The 17,772-nt window shown below is 31.7% G+C and carries 20 protein-coding genes; 11 read left to right on the top strand and 9 right to left on the bottom strand.

The window, feature by feature from the left end:
- The gene (locus BUC03_RS01810) at positions 1-1,443 is read right to left on the bottom strand and encodes an MBOAT family O-acyltransferase (protein ID WP_073147635.1); all 1,443 of its coding nucleotides are present in this window, start codon (positions 1,441-1,443) and stop codon (positions 1-3) included.
- A gap of 76 nt (positions 1,444-1,519) precedes the next feature.
- Here BUC03_RS01810 and BUC03_RS01815 point away from each other — a divergent pair, with 76 nt between their 5' ends.
- From BUC03_RS01815 to BUC03_RS01840, 6 genes are all read left to right on the top strand, one after another.
- The gene (locus BUC03_RS01815) at positions 1,520-1,711 is read left to right on the top strand and encodes a hypothetical protein (RefSeq protein WP_073147637.1); all 192 of its coding nucleotides are present in this window, start codon (positions 1,520-1,522) and stop codon (positions 1,709-1,711) included.
- A 3-nt stretch (positions 1,712-1,714) separates the two neighbouring features.
- Complete coding sequence (locus tag BUC03_RS01820) at positions 1,715-2,290, top strand: cob(I)yrinic acid a,c-diamide adenosyltransferase (protein WP_073147639.1); 576 nt, start codon at positions 1,715-1,717, stop codon at positions 2,288-2,290.
- Positions 2,291-2,427: 137 nt separating this feature from the next.
- Positions 2,428-2,649 (top strand): DUF2795 domain-containing protein, encoded by a 222-nt coding sequence (locus tag BUC03_RS01825; RefSeq protein WP_006989959.1) that lies wholly within the window; start codon positions 2,428-2,430, stop codon positions 2,647-2,649.
- Between the two features lie 78 nt (positions 2,650-2,727).
- Positions 2,728-6,084, top strand: coding sequence for a preprotein translocase subunit SecA (secA, locus tag BUC03_RS01830; RefSeq protein WP_073147641.1), 3,357 nt, complete (start codon positions 2,728-2,730; stop codon positions 6,082-6,084).
- A 65-nt stretch (positions 6,085-6,149) separates the two neighbouring features.
- Positions 6,150-6,695, top strand: coding sequence for a GRAM domain-containing protein (locus BUC03_RS01835; protein ID WP_073148006.1), 546 nt, complete (start codon positions 6,150-6,152; stop codon positions 6,693-6,695).
- A 41-nt stretch (positions 6,696-6,736) separates the two neighbouring features.
- Positions 6,737-7,231, top strand: a complete 495-nt coding sequence (locus BUC03_RS01840; RefSeq protein WP_073147643.1) for a DUF4199 domain-containing protein — start codon at positions 6,737-6,739, stop codon at positions 7,229-7,231.
- Here BUC03_RS01840 and BUC03_RS01845 read toward each other — a convergent pair.
- The 4 genes from BUC03_RS01845 to BUC03_RS01860 all read right to left on the bottom strand — a co-directional run bounded on the left by BUC03_RS01845 (position 7,228) and on the right by BUC03_RS01860 (position 10,586).
- The gene (locus tag BUC03_RS01845) at positions 7,228-7,899 is read right to left on the bottom strand and encodes a peptidoglycan DD-metalloendopeptidase family protein (protein WP_073147645.1); all 672 of its coding nucleotides are present in this window, start codon (positions 7,897-7,899) and stop codon (positions 7,228-7,230) included. The two genes, BUC03_RS01840 and BUC03_RS01845, sit on opposite strands and share 4 nt — an antisense overlap.
- A gap of 124 nt (positions 7,900-8,023) precedes the next feature.
- Positions 8,024-9,487 carry a hypothetical protein gene (locus BUC03_RS01850; protein WP_073147647.1) on the bottom strand — a complete coding sequence of 488 codons (1,464 nt, stop codon included), beginning with the start codon at positions 9,485-9,487 and terminating at the stop codon, positions 8,024-8,026.
- A 6-nt stretch (positions 9,488-9,493) separates the two neighbouring features.
- The gene (locus BUC03_RS01855; protein WP_073147649.1) at positions 9,494-10,111 is read right to left on the bottom strand and encodes a hypothetical protein; all 618 of its coding nucleotides are present in this window, start codon (positions 10,109-10,111) and stop codon (positions 9,494-9,496) included.
- Complete coding sequence (locus tag BUC03_RS01860) at positions 10,095-10,586, bottom strand: RNA polymerase sigma factor (protein ID WP_084112761.1); 492 nt, start codon at positions 10,584-10,586, stop codon at positions 10,095-10,097. Before BUC03_RS01860 ends, BUC03_RS01855 begins: the two co-directional genes overlap by 17 nt.
- A gap of 148 nt (positions 10,587-10,734) precedes the next feature.
- On the opposite strand from BUC03_RS01860, the gene BUC03_RS01865 reads away from it, so the two are divergent.
- Positions 10,735-11,298, top strand: a complete 564-nt coding sequence (locus BUC03_RS01865; RefSeq protein ID WP_073147653.1) for a DUF2911 domain-containing protein — start codon at positions 10,735-10,737, stop codon at positions 11,296-11,298.
- A gap of 57 nt (positions 11,299-11,355) precedes the next feature.
- On the opposite strand, the gene BUC03_RS01870 is transcribed toward BUC03_RS01865, so the two are convergent.
- On the bottom strand, positions 11,356-11,781 hold the full coding sequence (locus tag BUC03_RS01870; protein WP_073147655.1) for an organic hydroperoxide resistance protein: 426 nt from the start codon (positions 11,779-11,781) through the stop codon (positions 11,356-11,358).
- A gap of 99 nt (positions 11,782-11,880) precedes the next feature.
- Here BUC03_RS01870 and meaB point away from each other — a divergent pair, with 99 nt between their 5' ends.
- Positions 11,881-12,966, top strand: a complete 1,086-nt coding sequence (gene meaB / locus BUC03_RS01875) for a methylmalonyl Co-A mutase-associated GTPase MeaB (RefSeq protein WP_394333494.1) — start codon at positions 11,881-11,883, stop codon at positions 12,964-12,966.
- Here the strand turns inward: meaB and BUC03_RS01880 are convergent.
- Positions 12,961-13,902: an NAD-dependent epimerase/dehydratase family protein gene (locus BUC03_RS01880; protein WP_073147657.1), complete on the bottom strand. Its 942-nt coding sequence runs from the start codon at positions 13,900-13,902 to the stop codon at positions 12,961-12,963. The genes meaB and BUC03_RS01880 overlap by 6 nt on opposite strands.
- Positions 13,903-14,033: 131 nt before the next feature.
- On the opposite strand from BUC03_RS01880, the gene BUC03_RS01885 reads away from it, so the two are divergent.
- From BUC03_RS01885 to BUC03_RS01895, 3 genes are read left to right on the top strand one after another with little or no spacing between them, the layout of a single operon-like run.
- The gene (locus BUC03_RS01885; RefSeq protein WP_073147659.1) at positions 14,034-14,747 is read left to right on the top strand and encodes a glycosyltransferase family 2 protein; all 714 of its coding nucleotides are present in this window, start codon (positions 14,034-14,036) and stop codon (positions 14,745-14,747) included.
- The gene (locus tag BUC03_RS01890; protein ID WP_073147661.1) at positions 14,744-15,367 is read left to right on the top strand and encodes a lipid-A-disaccharide synthase N-terminal domain-containing protein; all 624 of its coding nucleotides are present in this window, start codon (positions 14,744-14,746) and stop codon (positions 15,365-15,367) included. The genes BUC03_RS01885 and BUC03_RS01890 overlap by 4 nt, the downstream gene beginning before the upstream one ends.
- The gene (locus BUC03_RS01895) at positions 15,357-16,979 is read left to right on the top strand and encodes an ArnT family glycosyltransferase (protein ID WP_073147663.1); all 1,623 of its coding nucleotides are present in this window, start codon (positions 15,357-15,359) and stop codon (positions 16,977-16,979) included. Before BUC03_RS01890 ends, BUC03_RS01895 begins: the two co-directional genes overlap by 11 nt.
- On the opposite strand, the gene BUC03_RS01900 is transcribed toward BUC03_RS01895, so the two are convergent.
- Together BUC03_RS01900 and BUC03_RS01905 are read right to left on the bottom strand one after the other, a co-directional pair.
- Entirely contained in the window at positions 16,976-17,536 is a 561-nt protein-coding gene (locus BUC03_RS01900; protein WP_073147665.1) for a phosphatase PAP2 family protein, read from the bottom strand. The two genes, BUC03_RS01895 and BUC03_RS01900, sit on opposite strands and share 4 nt — an antisense overlap.
- Complete coding sequence (locus BUC03_RS01905; RefSeq protein WP_073147667.1) at positions 17,536-17,769, bottom strand: hypothetical protein; 234 nt, start codon at positions 17,767-17,769, stop codon at positions 17,536-17,538. The genes BUC03_RS01900 and BUC03_RS01905 overlap by 1 nt, the downstream gene beginning before the upstream one ends.
- Positions 17,770-17,772: the final 3 nt, after the last annotated feature.

Raw genomic sequence — 17,772 nt, forward strand, 5'->3', positions numbered from 1 at the left:
TTAAAATTGAAAATAAATAAATGGAGTTTCTTCTGTAACCATATATAACGCCATAATTAAAATAAGAAGGGAATAAAAAACCCATCTTAATGGCCTAGTAAATTTAGCATTAAATACAGCTATAGCAAATTGATTTTTTCTACCTAACCATTCTATCACCAAGAAAAAAATCAGTAATAAAAGTACGTGTTCACAATCTTCTATAATGGATGGAATTTTAAATAAAGAACGATGAAAAATTCCTTTAATATAACTTAAAGCTTGCCCCAAATTTTCTGCTCTAAAAAAAATCCAAGCAAATACAGTTAATACAAAAGTACTTCCCATAGATAAAAGTTCTTTTAAGCTTGGAAGATTTTTATTATAGGCTACTACTTCTATATGATTTCTATTTTTATTCTGAAGCAAAAGTGGCAAGAAGTAAAGTGCATTTAAACCTCCCCAAACCACAAATGTCCAGTTAGCGCCGTGCCAAAAACCACTGACTAGAAAAATGATAAAAGTATTTCTTACTTTCATCCACATACCCCCTCTACTTCCGCCTAACGGAATATATAAATAATCTCTAAACCAAGTAGAAAGAGAAATATGCCATCTGCGCCAAAACTCTGCGATATCTCTCGAAAAATAAGGAAAGGCAAAATTTCGCATCAAATCAAAACCAAAAAGCCGAGAGGTACCAATAGCTATATCTGAATAGCCTGAAAAATCACCATAAATCTGAAAAGTAAAAAACACAGCCCCAAGTACCAAAGTGCTTCCGCTATAATCGCCAGAGTTATTAAAAATCTGATTAGCAAACTGCGCACAATTATCGGCTATCACCACTTTTTTAAATAGCCCCCATAAAATTTGACGCATTCCGTCTACTGCCAAACTATAGTCAAACTTTCTCTTTTTATAAAACTGAGGCAATAAATGTGTTGCTCTTTCTATAGGTCCTGCTACTAGCTGCGGAAAGAAACTAACAAAAGCGGTAAAAGCTATAAAATCTTTGGTTGGTTTTAACTTTTTTCGATAAGCATCTATTGTGTAACTCAACGTTTGAAAAGTATAAAAACTAATACCTACCGGAAGTACAATATCTAAACCTCGAAAATTCACCTCTTGACCAAAAAACTGAAAAGCTCCTATAAAATTTTCTAAAAAAAAATTAGAGTATTTAAAATACCCTAAAAAGCCAAGGTTCACTAAAATACTTATCCAAAGAAATATTTTCTTTTTTGATTTTTCTGCAGACTTTTCAATACACAACCCCATTGTATAATCTACAACAGTGCTAAAAAGTATTAAAAATAAAAAACGCCAATCCCACATTCCGTAGAAAATGTAACTCGCTACTGCAATTAAAAAATTTTGTGCTTTTAATTGCTTTTTTAATAACCAATAGAGTATAAACACTATAGGTAAAAAAATAGCAAAATCTAAGGAATTAAATAACATCTAAGGCATCGTTAAATTCAGAATTCAAATCTAAAAATTTAATTTAATATTTTACCTTCCACAAAAATTTTGTGAGATGCTAGAAAATATTTCAGAAAAAACCCAACTTATTATCACTATTATCGTGCTTGCCGTATTGTTTTTTGCAGTAGTAAAAAATAATACTAGAAATAAAGAGAAGCGATACGATAGAAAATCTAGAAATTTTAGAAAAAATTTCTATGACAGAAGAAAACAACAAAACCAAACCGATAAAAAAAGAGATTAATAAATGAAAATATATACCAAAACTGGAGATAAAGGTAAAACAGGGCTTTTTGGAGGCACTAGAATACCAAAACATCATATTAGAATAGATAGTTACGGTACGGTTGATGAACTTAACGCGTATATTGGTTTAATTAAAGATCAAAATATAGAAAAATATTTTAAAGAAAACCTTTACCAAATACAACATCAGCTTTTCACTATTGGTGCAGAATTAGCAACAGACCCTGCTAAAGCCAAATTAAAAAATGGAAAAGAACGATTAGATATAGAAAAAGTTCAGCAAAAAGAAATTGAATTTCTAGAGCAAGAAATAGACCGAATGAATGAAGATTTACCAGAGATGACACATTTTATTTTACCTGGCGGTCATACAACCGTGTCATATTGTCACATAGCGCGATGCGTTTGCAGAAGAGCAGAGCGCTTATGCACAGCACTTTACCAAGAAGAACCTTTTGACGAATTTATTTTACAATACCTTAATAGATTATCAGATTATCTATTTGTACTGGCACGAATGTTGTCTAAATCACTTAAGGTAGAAGAAATAAAATGGATACCCAAAAAATCTTCTTAAACTTAAAACTCAACGCAAAAAAAAGAGGTTTAGGTACCTGAAAAACACGTTCTTAAAAATTTTGATTAAATAATAGATATTTTACTTGACATTTACGTCAAAAAAATTATTTTTGCACAAAACTAAAACACAAGAAGATGTATTGGACTTTAGAATTAGCATCTTACTTAAGCGATGCTCCTTGGCCGGCTACAAAAGACGAGTTAATAGATTATGCGATTAGAACAGGTGCTCCGCTTGAAGTAGTAGAAAACTTGCAATCTATAGAAGATGAAGGAGACTCTTATGACTCTATTGAAGAGATATGGCCAGATTATCCTACAGATGAAGATTATCTTTGGAATGAAGATGAATATTAAAACAAAACAAAGTATAAGTAAAAGTCTCTCCTAGAGGCTTTTTTTTTGCTTATTTTTAAACAAAAAACAATAACCACTATGGGTTTTTTAGACTCCGTATTAAAAATGTTTGTTGGTGATAAGTCTGAAAAAGACGTTAAAGCCATTCAACCAATCGTTGATAAAATAAAAGCTCTTGAAAGTGAATTTGAAAAACTTTCACTAGATGAGTTAAGAAATAAAACCACTTCTTTTAAACAAAAAATAAAAGAAGCAACCAAAGACGTTGATCAACAAATTGTAGATCTTCGTAAAAAAGCAGAAGAATCTGATGATATTTCTGAAAAAGAAGATATCTACGCACAAATAGATGGCTTAAAAGACGAGACTTACACTCTTTCTGAAGCTGTTTTAAATGAAATTCTTCCAGAAGCTTTTGCCGTAGTTAAAGAAACAGCTAAACGTTTTACTCACCATGAAACTTTAGAAGTTGCTGCTACTGAATTTGATAGAGAATTATCTGCTACTAAAGAACATGTTACTCTAGAAGGGGATAAAGCATTATGGAGAAACTCTTGGAATGCTGCTGGTAAACAAGTTACCTGGGACATGATTCATTACGATGTACAGCTAATTGGAGGTATTGCTATGCACCAAGGTAAAATTGCAGAAATGCAAACTGGTGAAGGGAAAACTTTAGTTGCTACCCTTCCTGTTTATTTAAATGCATTAACTGGTCGTGGAGTACATTTAGTAACTGTAAATGATTATTTAGCAAAACGTGATAGTGCGTGGATGGCTCCTATTTTTGAGTTTCATGGCTTAAGCGTAGATTGTATAGATTATCACCGTCCAAATTCTGCAGCTCGACGTAAAGCATACAATTCAGATATTGTTTACGGTACTAATAACGAATTTGGTTTTGATTATTTACGTGACAATATGAGTCACTCTCCAGATGACTTAGTACAAAGACCACATAATTACGCGATTGTAGATGAGGTAGATTCTGTATTAGTAGATGACGCTCGTACTCCATTAATTATTTCTGGCCCTGTACCTAAAGGAGATGTACACGAATTTGATGTACTAAAACCACAGGTTTCTAAAATTGTAGAAGCGCAACGTAAGTATTTAGTAGGTGTATTTGCTGAAGCTAAAAAATTAATAGCTAGCGGAGATACAAAACAAGGAGGTTTCTTACTATTAAGAGTTTACAGAGGTCTTCCTAAAAATAAAGCTTTAATAAAATTCTTGAGTGAAGAAGGAATAAAACAATTGCTTCAAAAAACCGAGAATCAATACATGCAAGACAACAACCGTGAAATGCATAAAATAGATGCAGAACTTTATTTCACGATTGAAGAAAAAAATAATCAAATAGATCTTACCGATAAAGGGGTTGAATTTCTTTCAGGAAAAGATGACCCAGATTTCTTTGTAATGCCAGAAATGGGCATAGAAGTTTCTAAAATAGAAAGCTTAGGGCTATCTAAAGAAGAAGAAGCAGAGAAAAAAGAAGACTTATTTAGAGAGTTTAGTGTAAAAAGTGAAAGAATTCACACACTACGCCAATTACTAAAAGCATATACTTTATTTGAAAAAGACACCGAGTATGTTGTCATGGAAAATAAAGTGAAAATTGTAGACGAGCAAACAGGTCGTATTATGGATGGTCGTCGTTATAGTGACGGTCTTCACCAAGCAATTGAAGCAAAAGAAAATGTAAAAATTGAAGATGCTACACAAACTTTTGCTACAGTTACCCTTCAAAATTACTTTAGAATGTACAAGAAGTTATCTGGTATGACAGGTACAGCAGTAACAGAAGCGGGAGAACTTTGGGAAATTTACAAATTAGATGTGGTAGAAATACCAACTAATAGACCAATTGCAAGAAAAGATAAAGATGATTTAGTTTACAAAACTAAACGTGAAAAATACAATGCCGTAATAGAAGAGGTTACCAAACTTTCTAAAGCTGGTCGTCCTGTTTTAATTGGTACTACGTCTGTAGAAATTTCTGAATTATTAAGTAGAATGCTTAAAATTAGAAACGTACCTCACAACGTACTAAATGCTAAATTGCACAAAAAAGAGGCAGATATTGTAGAAGAAGCAGGTAAATCTGGTATTGTAACCATAGCTACCAATATGGCAGGTCGTGGTACAGATATAAAATTAAGTAAAGAGGTTAAAGACGCTGGCGGTTTAGCAATTATTGGTACAGAACGTCATGATTCTCGTCGTGTAGACAGACAGTTAAGAGGTCGTGCGGGACGTCAAGGAGACCCAGGTAGCTCTCAATTTTATGTTTCTTTAGAAGATAATTTAATGCGTTTATTTGGTTCTGAAAGAATTGCCAAATTAATGGATAGAATGGGTCTAGAAGAAGGAGAAGTTATTCAACACGGAATGATTTCTAAATCTATAGAAAGAGCACAGAAAAAAGTTGAAGAAAATAACTTTGGTGTACGTAAGCGTTTATTAGAGTATGATGATGTGATGAATGCGCAACGTGAAGTAATTTACAAACGTCGTTACCACGCATTATTTGGAGAACGTTTAAGAGTAGATATTGCTAACATGATTTTTGATATTTCTGAAGCAATTGCAGAAACGAATAAAGCAGCAATGGATTATAAAAACTTTGAGTTTGAATTAATCCGATATTTCTCAATGGACTCTCCTGTTACCGAGCAAGAGTTTGAAAAAATGAATGCGCAAGACTTAAGCGCAAAAGTATACAACGAAGCTTACAAAAATTACCAGGAAAAAATGAAGCGTAATGCAGATGCTGCTTTCCCTGTAATTAAAAATGTATACGAACAACAAAGCTCTAAGTTTGAAAGAATAGCAGTGCCATTTTCTGACGGAACTAAAACTTTAAATGTAGCTACCAACCTAGAGAAAGCTTATGAAACTGAAGGTAAACAGTTAATTACCGATTTTGAAAAGAATATTACTCTAGCAATTATAGATGATGCTTGGAAAACTCATTTAAGAAAAATGGATGAGTTAAAACAAAGTGTACAGTTAGCCGTTCACGAGCAAAAAGACCCTTTATTAATTTACAAGTTTGAAGCTTTTGAATTATTTAAAGCAATGCTAGATGAAGTAAATAAAGATGTAATCTCTTTCTTGTTTAAAGGTGAAATACCTCAACAACAGCAAAACAACATTCAAGAAGCAGTAGAAGCTCCAAAAGAGCAAGTGCAAACCAGTAAAGAAGAAATACCAAATATTGATGAGCGCGCTTCACAAAATAGAGCTGCTGGAGAGCAAGCACAACAAAGACCTGCGGTTACAGAAACAATTGTAAGAGAGCAACCAAAAATTAATCGTAACGATAAAGTGACTATTAAAAATGTTGCTACAGGAGAAAATAGAGATTTAAAATACAAGCAAGCAATTCCGTTAATACAAAGCGGACAATGGGTTTTAACAGAAGCATAAACTTTATTATTGATATTTTTATAAAAATCCCGGATAAATTATTCGGGATTTTTTATTTTTACAATATGAAAATAGGATACACACTTACAGAAATAACTTGGAAACTTCATCTTAAACTAGCTATAATCACAACTATTGGCTACGGAGTAATTCTATATGCTATTCAATTTATTTCACCTCTGGAGAAACAATCTTTAACTTCTATCGCATTTCAAAGTATATTTTTTGGATTAGTCTTTGGACTAGGGTTTACCTATCTACTTCAGAAAAAATCAAAACAAATCACTAATTTCTTTACTAAAAATACAGAAAGTGTTTCTTTAGATAAAATTATTTATGAGGGACCCGCTAATTTATACAGAGGAATAGAAGCTGTTGGAGGTAAAATATTTTTAACAGAAACGCACCTTATATTCAACTCTCATAAACTAAACATTCAAAAAGGAACAACAAAAATACCTTACACTTCCATACAAGAGTTACTCCCTTGCAAAACTGCCAAAATTGTAGATAATGGTTTAAAGGTAATTACCAAAGAAGGGAAAACATTTCAATTTGTAGTAAACGAAAGAGAAACTTGGGTGCAGCATTTACGTGAGTTTATGAAATAGGTTTTATATTTTTACCATCTCTATTTATAGTAATCAATTTCATGAAAAATTTCAATATAGAATTAAAGTGGGCTGCAATTTTTAGCGTAATTTCTTTAATTTGGATGTATGTAGAAAAAAGTTTAGGATGGCATAGTGACGCTATTTTTAAACATCAAATTTTTACTAATCTAATTATCATCCCTCTACTTTTTATAATTATTCTTACCCTTGGTTTAAGAGAGAAAAGAAAAGTTAGGTATAATTATTCTATGACTTGGGAACAGGGTTTAATTTGTGGGGGAGTTATTTCTGTTATTATATGCATTTTAACTCCGCTACTTCAATATAATTTTGCAGAAGTTATTTCTCCAGACTACTTTGACTTAGCTGCCAAACAACTCTCTGAGCGAGGAGGCACTTCTCTTAAAAGCGCGCAAGATATATACAATCTTAAAGCTAATATTATAGATGCAATTGTATTTAATTTAGCAATGGGTATTGTTACTTCTGCTATTATTGCTGCAATTTTAAAAAAACCAGCGCCTAAAAATTAATCTATATTTAGAAGTAAGTTAGGGTCAGGACAATTTTTGGCATAAAAGTTTAATTTACCATTAGAACTTACGCCAGGATAATCTCCTTTATTTCCTTGTAAATCAAAAATTATTTGAAAGTGAAGGTGTGGCGCATAATCTCCATTAACTTTTGAAGTCCCTAAAGTAGCTATCACCTCTCCTTTTTTAAATTCTTTACCTTTTTTTAAGTTTGTTATAGAAGCTAAACTCAAATGACCATAAAGAGTGTAGAATGTAGTATTTTCTATACAATGTTCTAGAATTAAAGTAGGTCCATAATCACCAAAGTTCAAGTTATTTTTAAAACTGTGTACTTTTCCTGCTAAGGGAGTAACTACTTTAGAGCCTGCTTTGCTCCAAATATCTAACCCAATATGTATGTTTCTTTTTTCTTCTTCACTTTCATTAAAATAAGTACTTCGGCTGTATAAATCTCTATGCTCTAAATAGCCACCATAACCTATCTTTTTTGATTGAGACTGTAGCTTATTTTCTATATACTTCTCCATTTTTTCTGCAGAAGTAAAATCTATTTTCTGTAGTGATTTATTATGGATAGACAAGTCTAATTTTAAGTAATCTTCTTTTTTAAACCCTTCAATGAGAGTTATAAAATTAGTATTTACAGTAGTTAAAAAATCTATCATAATTTCCTGTTTTTTGTACAAATAAAAATGTTTTGCCCTTACGAACAAAACATTTTATAAAACAGGAGGTTTTGCAAACCTTAACTTAATCTAAAACCAAACATAATTAATTTAATTCTCCTGCTTATTTTATAAGTATATCACTAAATCTAGCATTTATATTTATAATATTATCGGTATTTCTTGTTTTATGAAAACCATTAATTAATTGGTTACCATAACTATCCATCACATTTGTTTTCAATTTTTCTGGTATTTTTACATCACTTCTAGAGCCATTGTAAGTAAAATTGAAAGAAGAGTTTGGTAATTTTAATATTAAATCACTGTTCTCTAAACTTATATCTAAACGTTTAAAATTATCTCCCGTTTCACTAATAGTAAGCTCACCAAAAGACCCTGCTATAATCCCGGTTTCTTCTAAATTATCTATTACTACATCACTAGCATTAGCATTTAGTTTTATACTTTTTGCAGCGGTAATGTTACCCTCTTTCACGTAACTCATATTAATGCTTCCGTGTTCCCAGTTTTCAATATTTACCGGTGAGTATGCAATATCTAAAGCATTGTTTTTACCATTTATACTTTTAGCAGTAAATGTGGCGTGAGCAATACTACCTCTTACATTATTTATATCATCATCAAAATTTAAATGACCGTGTCTTACGTTTAATTGAATTTTTGCATTTTTAGGCACCTTAATTACTAGAGTTCTTTTTAATTTCTCATTAACACTAGTAGAAGTATTTAAATTATTACCGCTAGAGTAAAACATTCTTACTGTTTGACCATTTGGAGTAGTAGTTATTGTTTTTGTAACACTACCATTGCCTCCTTCAAATTGGCTAGCCCAAGCCTCCATACGTTGTGCAAAATTTTCTCCTAACTCTTCTAATCGCTTTTCTAAACTTGCTTCTCGTTTTGCCATCTCACCACTACTTTTCATGGCTGCCATCTTACGTTCTAATTGGGTTGCCCAAACTTCTGCATCATTCTCTACATTTTGCCCCCATTCTTCCATCACTTGAGCAAAGTTTTTACCAAATTTATCTTCTACTTGTTTTTCATACCTCTCTACATAAGCTTCTCCTTCGTTTTGATATGCTTCATAATCAAACTTTAAATTACTTAAGTTTTCTACAAATTGAGGTGGCAATGAGTTAGTAGACATTTCTTTTAGCATTGGTCCAATCATATTTTGCATTAGTGGCTCTATCATTTCTGAATTAAGAGCACTTATTGCATTTCCCATTTCAGAAAAACCACCATAACTAGCATCTACTCCATTAGAGATTATAGAAATTTTATTGCTATTACCCAGTACCTCTAACCTCCAAGAATTTGCAATTTGCTGTAATTGCTCTTTAGACAAATCTTTAGAAGATACTTGTGCTTCAATTTCCACTTCATCTCTGTTCCAAGTTTCAAAAATAACATTGGTACGCTTCGTGTTTAAGTCTATAATAACACCTTCTTCTACGTTATAAGATTCTTTTGTTTTATCTACTACAGTTTGAGCATATATGCTAGCTTGTAATAACAGTAAAATTGTTATTACAAGAGAATTAAATATATTCTTTTTCATTTTTCTTTAAATTTGCTCTCCTTGAATTTGTTGTAAGGATTCTTTTTTTATTTCTTTTAGCTTATCTTTTAATTTGAACAGAAGATCTAGCCTTAATTCTAAATTGTTAATTAGCGCGCTTACCGTTTGCTCATCTATACCTGTTTCTTTAATTTCTGCATTTAGGCGACCATATTCTTTATCTAATTGTTTTAACTGAACCATAAAAGAATCTATTAACTCTTTATTTTCTTTGGTTACTGTAAGTTGAGATAACTCTGTATTGATATTAGCTAAATAATAATCTTCTATTTGTTTAAACTCTGGTGAAATATCACTTAAGTAAACCTCTTTTTCTACTTTATTTTCTTTATCTAAGGTAGTAGAAGTATTTACCACTACACTATCTACAGGTGCATTTAAGTTTTGTACTGCAAACCAAGAAAATAAACTAACGGCTACTACTAGCACTGCTGCAATTTTCATCCAGTAAAACTTGTTATTACTGGTTACAGAAACAGTTTCTGCTTGCGGCAGGCGTTGTTCTAACAATTGCTCAAATCTTTTTTCGTGATTTTTTAACATAGCTGTTTGTTGCACTCCCGCTCTATCTTCTTTAAATAACTCTCTAAGATCCTGTGCCATGGTAATATGTTTTTAATTTTTTCTGTAATTTTTTCTTTCCTCGGTGTACTAGTGTTCTAGAACTTACCGCGGTAATCCCTAATATTTCTGAAATTTCGTCATGATCATACCCTTCTATTAAAAATAACATTACAGGATATTTATACTTTTCTGGTAATTGTTCTATTTCTGCTTTCACTAAATCTATAGTAACATCATCATTAATAGACCAATTATTATCTTCTTCAACTGTGCCTAAAGTTTGTTCATTAATCGCAGTAAAGTTCATCTTCTTCGCTTTTAGCATATCAATACTTTTATTGATTACTATTCGCTTTAGCCAAGCACCAAAAGTAACTTCCCCTGTAAATTGATGTAACTTTAAAAAAGCTTGTATAAATCCCTCTTGCATAGCCTCTTCTGCATCGTGCGTATTTTTTAAAAATCGTAACGCTACATAATACATCCCGTCACAATACTTATTGTATAGTTGCATCTGAGCCTTTCTGTCATTTCGCTTGCAAGCTTCTATGAGTTCTGTTTGTAACAAAATAATCTTGGTTAGTTTCTGTTCATTTATAAAGACATCTTAAAATATCTCTTGTTGCAAAATTATTAATTAAATTTAGCAGAAAAATTTAGCAATGAGAAGAAAGTTGAAATGGACTACAATAATTCTAATAGTAATTGTATTAGGAGGTGCTCTTGGTTTTTATATTTGGAAAGGAGAGACAAAATCTTACAGTCCAGAAGATACTTCTCAATATCAAAAAGGTTCTTTAAAGGTAAATGTTACTTATAATAGACCTTATAAAAAAGGACGTGATATTTTTGGAGACTTAGTGCCCTATGGTGAAGTGTGGAGAACTGGTGCTAACGAGGCTACCATTTTTGAAACAAATAAAGATATTTTAGTGGATGGCACTAGACTAAAATCTGGAAAATATACCTTGTGGACAATCCCTAACCAAGATTCTTGGAAAATTATTTTTAATAGCAAAATGTACACTTGGGGCATAGACCTTACCACACAAAAAGCAGCTAGAGATGAAGATTTTGACGCATTAATCTTAGAGGTCCCTGTAAACAAAAATTTAAAAACCGTAGAACAATTTACTGTATATTTTGCTGATCAACTAAACCTAAATGTAATGTTTTTAGCTTGGGATCATACAGTAATTGCGGTTCCCTTTACTGAAGTTGAATAAAAAAAAGCCTCTGAAATAACAGAGGCTTTTTTTTTAAAAATAATACTTTGTTATTAATTACTCATCTAATAATAAGTTTAAAGTAACATCTATATTATCTCTAGTGGCTCTAGAGTATGGGCAAACTTCATGGGCTTTATTTACTAAATCTTCTCCAGTTTCTACATCTACTCCTGGTAAATAAGTATCTAAAATAACCTCAAGATCTAAATCTCCTTCTTCAGATTTACCTATACTTACTGTCGCTGTAACTGTATAATCACCAATATCTACACCTTCTTGTCCTGCAATAAGTTCTAAAGCACCTCCATAGCAAGCTGCATAAGCAGAACCAAATAATTGCTCTGGGTTAGTACCTTCACCTCCATCTCCACCTAAACCTTTAGGTACACTTAAAGATAAATCTATTTTAGAGTCTTCAGTTTTAACGCTTCCTGATCTTCCTCCCGCTGCTGTCGCTTTTGCGGTATAAAGCTTTTTCATAATTTAAAATTTTAGTTTTTGGAAAATTGAATATAAACAGTTCATAAGGTCTTTTCAAAAATGAATTCATAAATTTGTGCTAAATAATTTTTTCAACTTTTGATTACACCAAATAAAAATACTGCCCTTAGTAATAGCCAAGGTACTAATTCTAATCCTAGTATAAGTACTAAAAGTGCAGAACGTATAAAAGAGTTAAGAAAAAAGAAAATTAATCCTACCCAACTGGTAAAAGAAATTACCAATGGTAATAAAACTGCATTAAGTAGAGCAATTACACTAATTGAGAGTAGACAAATAAAACACACTCCAGCAATAAATACTATTATTGAAGGGTGCTTACCTTATGCCAATAACTCTTTAAGAGTAGGTATTACCGGTGTTCCTGGTGTAGGTAAAAGTACTTTTATTGAAGCTTTAGGTAATTATCTTATCTGTCAAAATAAAAAAGTTGCTGTATTAGCTATTGACCCATCTAGTTCTATTTCTCACGGAAGTATTTTAGGTGATAAAACGAGAATGGAAGAATTAGTAAAGCAAGAAAATGCTTTTATAAGACCAACTGCTTCTGGAGACTCTCTTGGTGGTGTGGCGCAAAAAACTAGAGAGTCTATTATTTTGTGTGAAGCTGCTGGTTTTGATGTGATTTTAATTGAAACCGTAGGTGTTGGCCAAAGTGAAACAATGGTTCACAGTATGACAGATTTTTTTCTTCTACTAAAATTAGCAGGAGCTGGAGATGAATTGCAAGGTATTAAACGAGGTATTATGGAAATGGCAGATGCCATTGTAATTAATAAAGCCGATGGAGAAAACAAGAAACCTGCACAACAAGCAAAATCTGAATTTAGAAAAGCTCTACACCTCTACCCTACTACAGAAAGTGGCTGGCAACCCAAAGTAAAATTAGCTAGTGCTTTACAACAACAAGGTATTGAAGAGGTTTGGAATATGATTACTACTTATGAAAATTCTACTAAAGAAAATGGTTACTTTCAGCATAAAAGAAAAGAACAGAACAAGTTTTGGTTGCTACAAACCATTAACGATAAGTTAAAAGCCAATTTTTACCAACAGCCAGAAATAAAAGAAAAACTAAAACAGCAACTAAAAGCTATAGAAAATAATGAAACTACACCTTTTGTTGCTGCTAACTTCTTACTTGATCTAGCTAAAGAACTATAAAAACTTTTCTTTATACCAAGCTATTTGTTTCTCTAAGCCTTCTTTAAGTCCCGTAGTTGGGTTATAATTTAAAAGCCTTTTAGCTTTATCTATATTAGCATTTGTACGCCATTGATCGCCTGGGCGTTTATCAATAACATTCATTTCTATTTTTTCACCTAGTAACTCTTCTACAAAATTTATCCCATCTTTTGTAGTATGCTCTACTTCTGTACCTAAGTTAATAATCTCTCCATTTACAATCTCGTAGTTTTTTACTACTTCCAACACACCATCTACAATATCACCTACATAGGTAAAACTTCTTAAATGCTTTTCACTACCATTAAATAAAGGGAAAGCTTCCTTATTAAAAGCACAAGCAATAAGTTTAGTATAAAGCTTCTCTGGTCTTTCTCGTGGACCATAAACAGAATATAACCTTAAACTACAAGCATTAAGTCTTTTACTTCTAGACTCTGCCAAAACTAACTGCTCTGCAGCTAATTTTGTAACTCCGTAATTAGAAGCAGGCATTGGTGCAATACCTTCAGGGAAAGTAGCTTCTAGACCGTAGATAGAAGATGTACCTATATTTACAAATTGCTTAAGCTCTTTATTTTGATGTGCAAATTTGATTAATTTTTCTGTAGCAATAATATTATTAGTAAGATACTCTTCAAAAGTGCAGCTGCTAGAAATACCTGGCTGAGCTGCAAAATGAATAATTACATCAAAATCTTTAGGCAAAGGTTTATAGCTTTCTTCTTCTCTTAAATCTACTTCTATTATCTCTACCCCCACAGCTATAAGGTCTTTTGCGTTAAGCCTCTTTAACTCTATATCGTAGTAAGTATTAAAATTGTCTAAACCAACAACTTCGTGACCTTCTTTTACAAAACGCTCTGCAGTGTGTGAACCTATAAAACCGGCAGCACCAGTTATCAATATTTTCATAGGATGTTTATATCCGGTTAGTAAATAATTTAAGGTGCAAAATACAAACTCTTAATAAAATAATACTATTCAGTTAAAAGTTTTAAATAAAATTTACAATTATTAATACATTTGCAATCCAAATAATTCATATGAATTACGATTTTACAATTATCATCCCTCTCTATAATGAAGAAGAAAATCTTCTAAGAGTTGAAAAAGAACTTTCTAAATTTTTAACCACTTCCATAAAAAAGAGCTGTGTTCTTTTTGTAGACGATGGCTCTACAGATAATAGTTTACCATTGGTAGAAGAAATTTGTAAGAGACAAGAGGCTTTTCATTTTATTTCTTTTGAAAAAAATCAAGGTTTAAGCGCTGCTATTAAAGCTGGTTTTGATTATGCTGAAACTCCACTTATTGGTTACATAGATGCCGACTTACAAACAGACCCAGAAGATTTTAATTTACTTTTAGAAAAAATTGGCCCTTTTGATTTGGTAACGGGGGTAAGATCTAACAGGAAAGATTCTTTTAAAAAGAATATGTCTTCTAAAATTGCAAATGGTATTAGAAGAAGTTTCACACATGATGAAATGGATGATACTGGATGCCCTTTAAAGGTAATTAAAGCAGATTTTGCAAAAAGAATACCTATGTTTAAAGGTTTACACCGCTTTTTGCCTGCCATGATTTTACTGCAAAATGGTAAAGTAGTGCAAATACCTGTAAGACATTACCCTAGAATTGCCGGAAAAGCAAAATTTCATTTAATGAATAGATTAATTGGGCCGTTTTTAGATTGTTTTGCTTATTTATGGATGAAGAAAAAATACATTAACTATACGGTAAGTAAAAAAGCATGAGCAGTTGGCAAATCTACAGTGTAGGCTTAATTGCTCAGTTACTTTTTTCTGGAAGGCTAATTTTACAATGGATACTTTCTGAAAAACATAAAAAAGTTCTTACCCCTTCTCTTTTCTGGAAGCTTAGTTTAATAGCCTCTTTTTTATTATTTGTTTACGGATATTTAAGAAACGATTTTGCTATTATGCTTGGCCAAGCCATTACTTATTTTATTTATATTAGAAATTTACAACTGCAAGGCGAGTGGCAAAAAGCCCCTAAATGGTTGCAAATATTTCTATACATATTCCCTACATTAATTGTTATTTACTCTTACAATAACAACACCTACGATCTTCAAAAATTATTTTCTAATGATGCTATTCCTTTGTGGTTATTAGTTTTAGGCTCTTCTGCACAAGTAATATTTAATTTTAGATTCTTCTATCAATGGATTTATTCTGAAAAAAGAAAAGAGTCTAGCTTACCACTTGGTTTTTGGGTACTTAGCTTAATTGGTGCTATATTAATTTTAATTTACGCTATCTTAAGAAAAGATCCTGTTTTGTTTATAGGTCATATTACAGGAAGCTTTATTTATATTCGTAATATAATGATGATTAGAAAAAATGGAGCATAAAAAAAATAGCTATAGTTATCAGTTAATTATTGTAATTGGCTTAATCTTCTTTGTTAATCTAGATGCCATTTACATAAACATCATGGAGGCGAGAAATTTTATTAGCGCTCGTGAGATGGTAAATTTAGACCATTGGCTATTAACTACTTTAAATAATGTACCTCGTTACCAAAAACCACCATTACCAACTTGGTTAACTGCTATTTTTGGAAGCATTGCAGGGTTCAAAAATATTGTATTTTTAAGACTACCCGCTGCCTTATGCTCTCTGTTGCTCATTTTTAGTTTTTATAAAACCCTACCTAAATTTAAAATTAGTAAAGAACATGCTTTTCATGCTTCTTTAATTTTAGCTACTTCTTTTTATATTATATTTTCTGGAAGAAACGGACAATGGGATATTTTTACCCACGCATTTATGATGGTTTCTATTTATTTTCTTTGGAAACTTTTTAGCATGGAGAATAACTTGTATAAAAATGCAATTTTAGCATCATTTTTCTTTGGTTTATCGCTGTTAAGTAAAGGCCCTGTTTCTCTTTATGCTTTATTACTTCCATTTTTAATTAGTTATGGTATTGTTTATAAGTTTACAAATATTAAAAAGCGTATTTTACCATTATTACTCTTTATCTTCATTGGTTTAGTTATTGGGGGTTGGTGGTTTGTATATGTAAGATGGGCAGACCCTGCTGCTTTTATAGAAATTGCAACTAAAGAAGCTGCAAATTGGGGTAGTTACAATATTAGACCTTTCTACTATTACTGGAGTTTTTTCACGCAGAGCGGAATATGGACAATCCCTTCTTTTATTGCCCTATTATACCCTTATTTAAAAAATAAAGTAATAAATAAAAAAGCATATTTATTTTCTTTTTTATGGACTATAATCACCGTTATTTTACTGTCTATTATTCCTGAAAAAAAATCTAGATACTTATTACCTGTGTTAATCCCAATGGGGTTTAACACTAGCTTTTACATAGAGTATTTAATTAGAAGATTTAAAGATTTACCTAAAAAAGAAAAATGGCCTGTTTATTTTAATTATGGTTTAATTGCTTTTATTGGCTTTGCTTTTCCTATTGGCAGCTATTTCTTTTTAGAGCTTCAAGGTATTTATTGGATTTACTTTTTGTTGACTTCAGTAGGCTTAGTTTGTGTCTCGGTAGTGATTGTTCAGAGTTTTAGAAATCAGTTATTCCAAAGAGTATTTTACGCTACTATTGTTTTTACTTGTGTGGTGATATGCTTTGGATTTCCTTTGGTAGATATTCTGCTAGACAATCCTAAGTTTCACAATTTTGATGAATTACACAAATTAGCAGAAAAAGAAAACTTTAAAATTTACGATTACGGCGGAAAAACGCCTGAAATCATCTGGGAATACGGAGAACCTATACACGTAGTAGAAAGAGATAGTTTATATATTCCGCAGGAAAAAATCTTCGGAATAATGATGCTAGAAGAAGATTCTACCATTGTAAAAAAATACAGCAATCACACCATTATTGCTTCTGACAGGTATGATTTAAATTATGTAAATCCTGAAAAAGGAGGTTACAAAAGCAGACTAATTAGAAAATTTTACTTACTAAAAAAGAATAACTAAGAAGCATATTTTGCAACCAACCACTGTTGTAGTTTGTAAAATAAAAATCCTAACAAAGCGCCTATTAACATTCCTGTAAGTACATCTCCTGGATAATGTTTTCCTACATATATTCTGCTATAACCAACTACTGCTGCCCAAAAAATTAAACCAGCTAAAGCATATTTATACCAGCGCTTTAAAATATTACCTAGATAGAATGCTAACGCCATAGAGCTAGCGGCGTGTGCAGAAAAATACCCATAACTACCACAGTAATCTAATAACATTCTCCCTTCTGCAATAAAAGCTTCTTTGCAAGGTCTGGGGCGCATAAAATAATCTTTAAACACATTGGCTAATTGATCTGTACAGGTAATTAAACCAGCCACCAAAACCACGGTAAAAATAGTAGGCTTTAGTCCGTAGTTTTTATAAAGAAGGTATAACAAAAATGCGTAGAGCGGAATAGAGGATAATTTATGCGTAATAAATACCCAAAACCAATCCCACGTTTCTGAACCGAGATTATTTAAATATAAAAATAGCTCTTGATCTAGCTGAAGTAATTCATTCATTACTCATTTTCTTGGTAACGTTCTACTTCACGATCATAAAACTCTGAAGCTTCTCTTATTAAATTTTCTGCTTCGTTCTCTAACTCTTCTTGGTCACTTTTATCAAAATCTTCTAGCCACTCTACTTCATCGTCTTGAAGATTAATAATAAAACGCGGAAACTCTGTATGTACTACAAAAATTGCTTCAGGATAATCTGTATTATCTCCTAATAAAAACTTTGGAAACTCCATTAT

Source organism: Mesonia phycicola, from assembly GCF_900141885.1.
GTDB lineage: Bacteria > Bacteroidota > Bacteroidia > Flavobacteriales > Flavobacteriaceae > Mesonia > Mesonia phycicola.

Coding starts and splice junctions, on each gene's coding strand:
- BUC03_RS01900 (WP_073147665.1), bottom strand. CDS start 17,536: ATGAATGAATTACTTCAGCTAGATCAAGAGCTATTTTTATATTTAAAT.
- BUC03_RS01850 (WP_073147647.1), bottom strand. CDS start 9,487: ATGAAAAAGAATATATTTAATTCTCTTGTAATAACAATTTTACTGTTA.
- BUC03_RS01810 (WP_073147635.1), bottom strand. CDS start 1,443: ATGTTATTTAATTCCTTAGATTTTGCTATTTTTTTACCTATAGTGTTT.
- BUC03_RS01890 (WP_073147661.1), top strand. CDS start 14,744: ATGAGCAGTTGGCAAATCTACAGTGTAGGCTTAATTGCTCAGTTACTT.
- BUC03_RS01895 (WP_073147663.1), top strand. CDS start 15,357: ATGGAGCATAAAAAAAATAGCTATAGTTATCAGTTAATTATTGTAATT.
- secA (WP_073147641.1), top strand. CDS start 2,728: ATGGGTTTTTTAGACTCCGTATTAAAAATGTTTGTTGGTGATAAGTCT.
- BUC03_RS01855 (WP_073147649.1), bottom strand. CDS start 10,111: ATGGCACAGGATCTTAGAGAGTTATTTAAAGAAGATAGAGCGGGAGTG.
- BUC03_RS01860 (WP_084112761.1), bottom strand. CDS start 10,586: ATGCAACTATACAATAAGTATTGTGACGGGATGTATTATGTAGCGTTA.
- BUC03_RS01880 (WP_073147657.1), bottom strand. CDS start 13,902: ATGAAAATATTGATAACTGGTGCTGCCGGTTTTATAGGTTCACACACT.
- BUC03_RS01825 (WP_006989959.1), top strand. CDS start 2,428: ATGTATTGGACTTTAGAATTAGCATCTTACTTAAGCGATGCTCCTTGG.
- BUC03_RS01865 (WP_073147653.1), top strand. CDS start 10,735: ATGAGAAGAAAGTTGAAATGGACTACAATAATTCTAATAGTAATTGTA.
- BUC03_RS01905 (WP_073147667.1), bottom strand. CDS start 17,769: ATGGAGTTTCCAAAGTTTTTATTAGGAGATAATACAGATTATCCTGAA.
- BUC03_RS01845 (WP_073147645.1), bottom strand. CDS start 7,899: ATGATAGATTTTTTAACTACTGTAAATACTAATTTTATAACTCTCATT.
- BUC03_RS01840 (WP_073147643.1), top strand. CDS start 6,737: ATGAAAAATTTCAATATAGAATTAAAGTGGGCTGCAATTTTTAGCGTA.
- BUC03_RS01820 (WP_073147639.1), top strand. CDS start 1,715: ATGAAAATATATACCAAAACTGGAGATAAAGGTAAAACAGGGCTTTTT.
- BUC03_RS01870 (WP_073147655.1), bottom strand. CDS start 11,781: ATGAAAAAGCTTTATACCGCAAAAGCGACAGCAGCGGGAGGAAGATCA.
- BUC03_RS01885 (WP_073147659.1), top strand. CDS start 14,034: ATGAATTACGATTTTACAATTATCATCCCTCTCTATAATGAAGAAGAA.
- BUC03_RS01835 (WP_073148006.1), top strand. CDS start 6,150: ATGAAAATAGGATACACACTTACAGAAATAACTTGGAAACTTCATCTT.
- BUC03_RS01815 (WP_073147637.1), top strand. CDS start 1,520: ATGCTAGAAAATATTTCAGAAAAAACCCAACTTATTATCACTATTATC.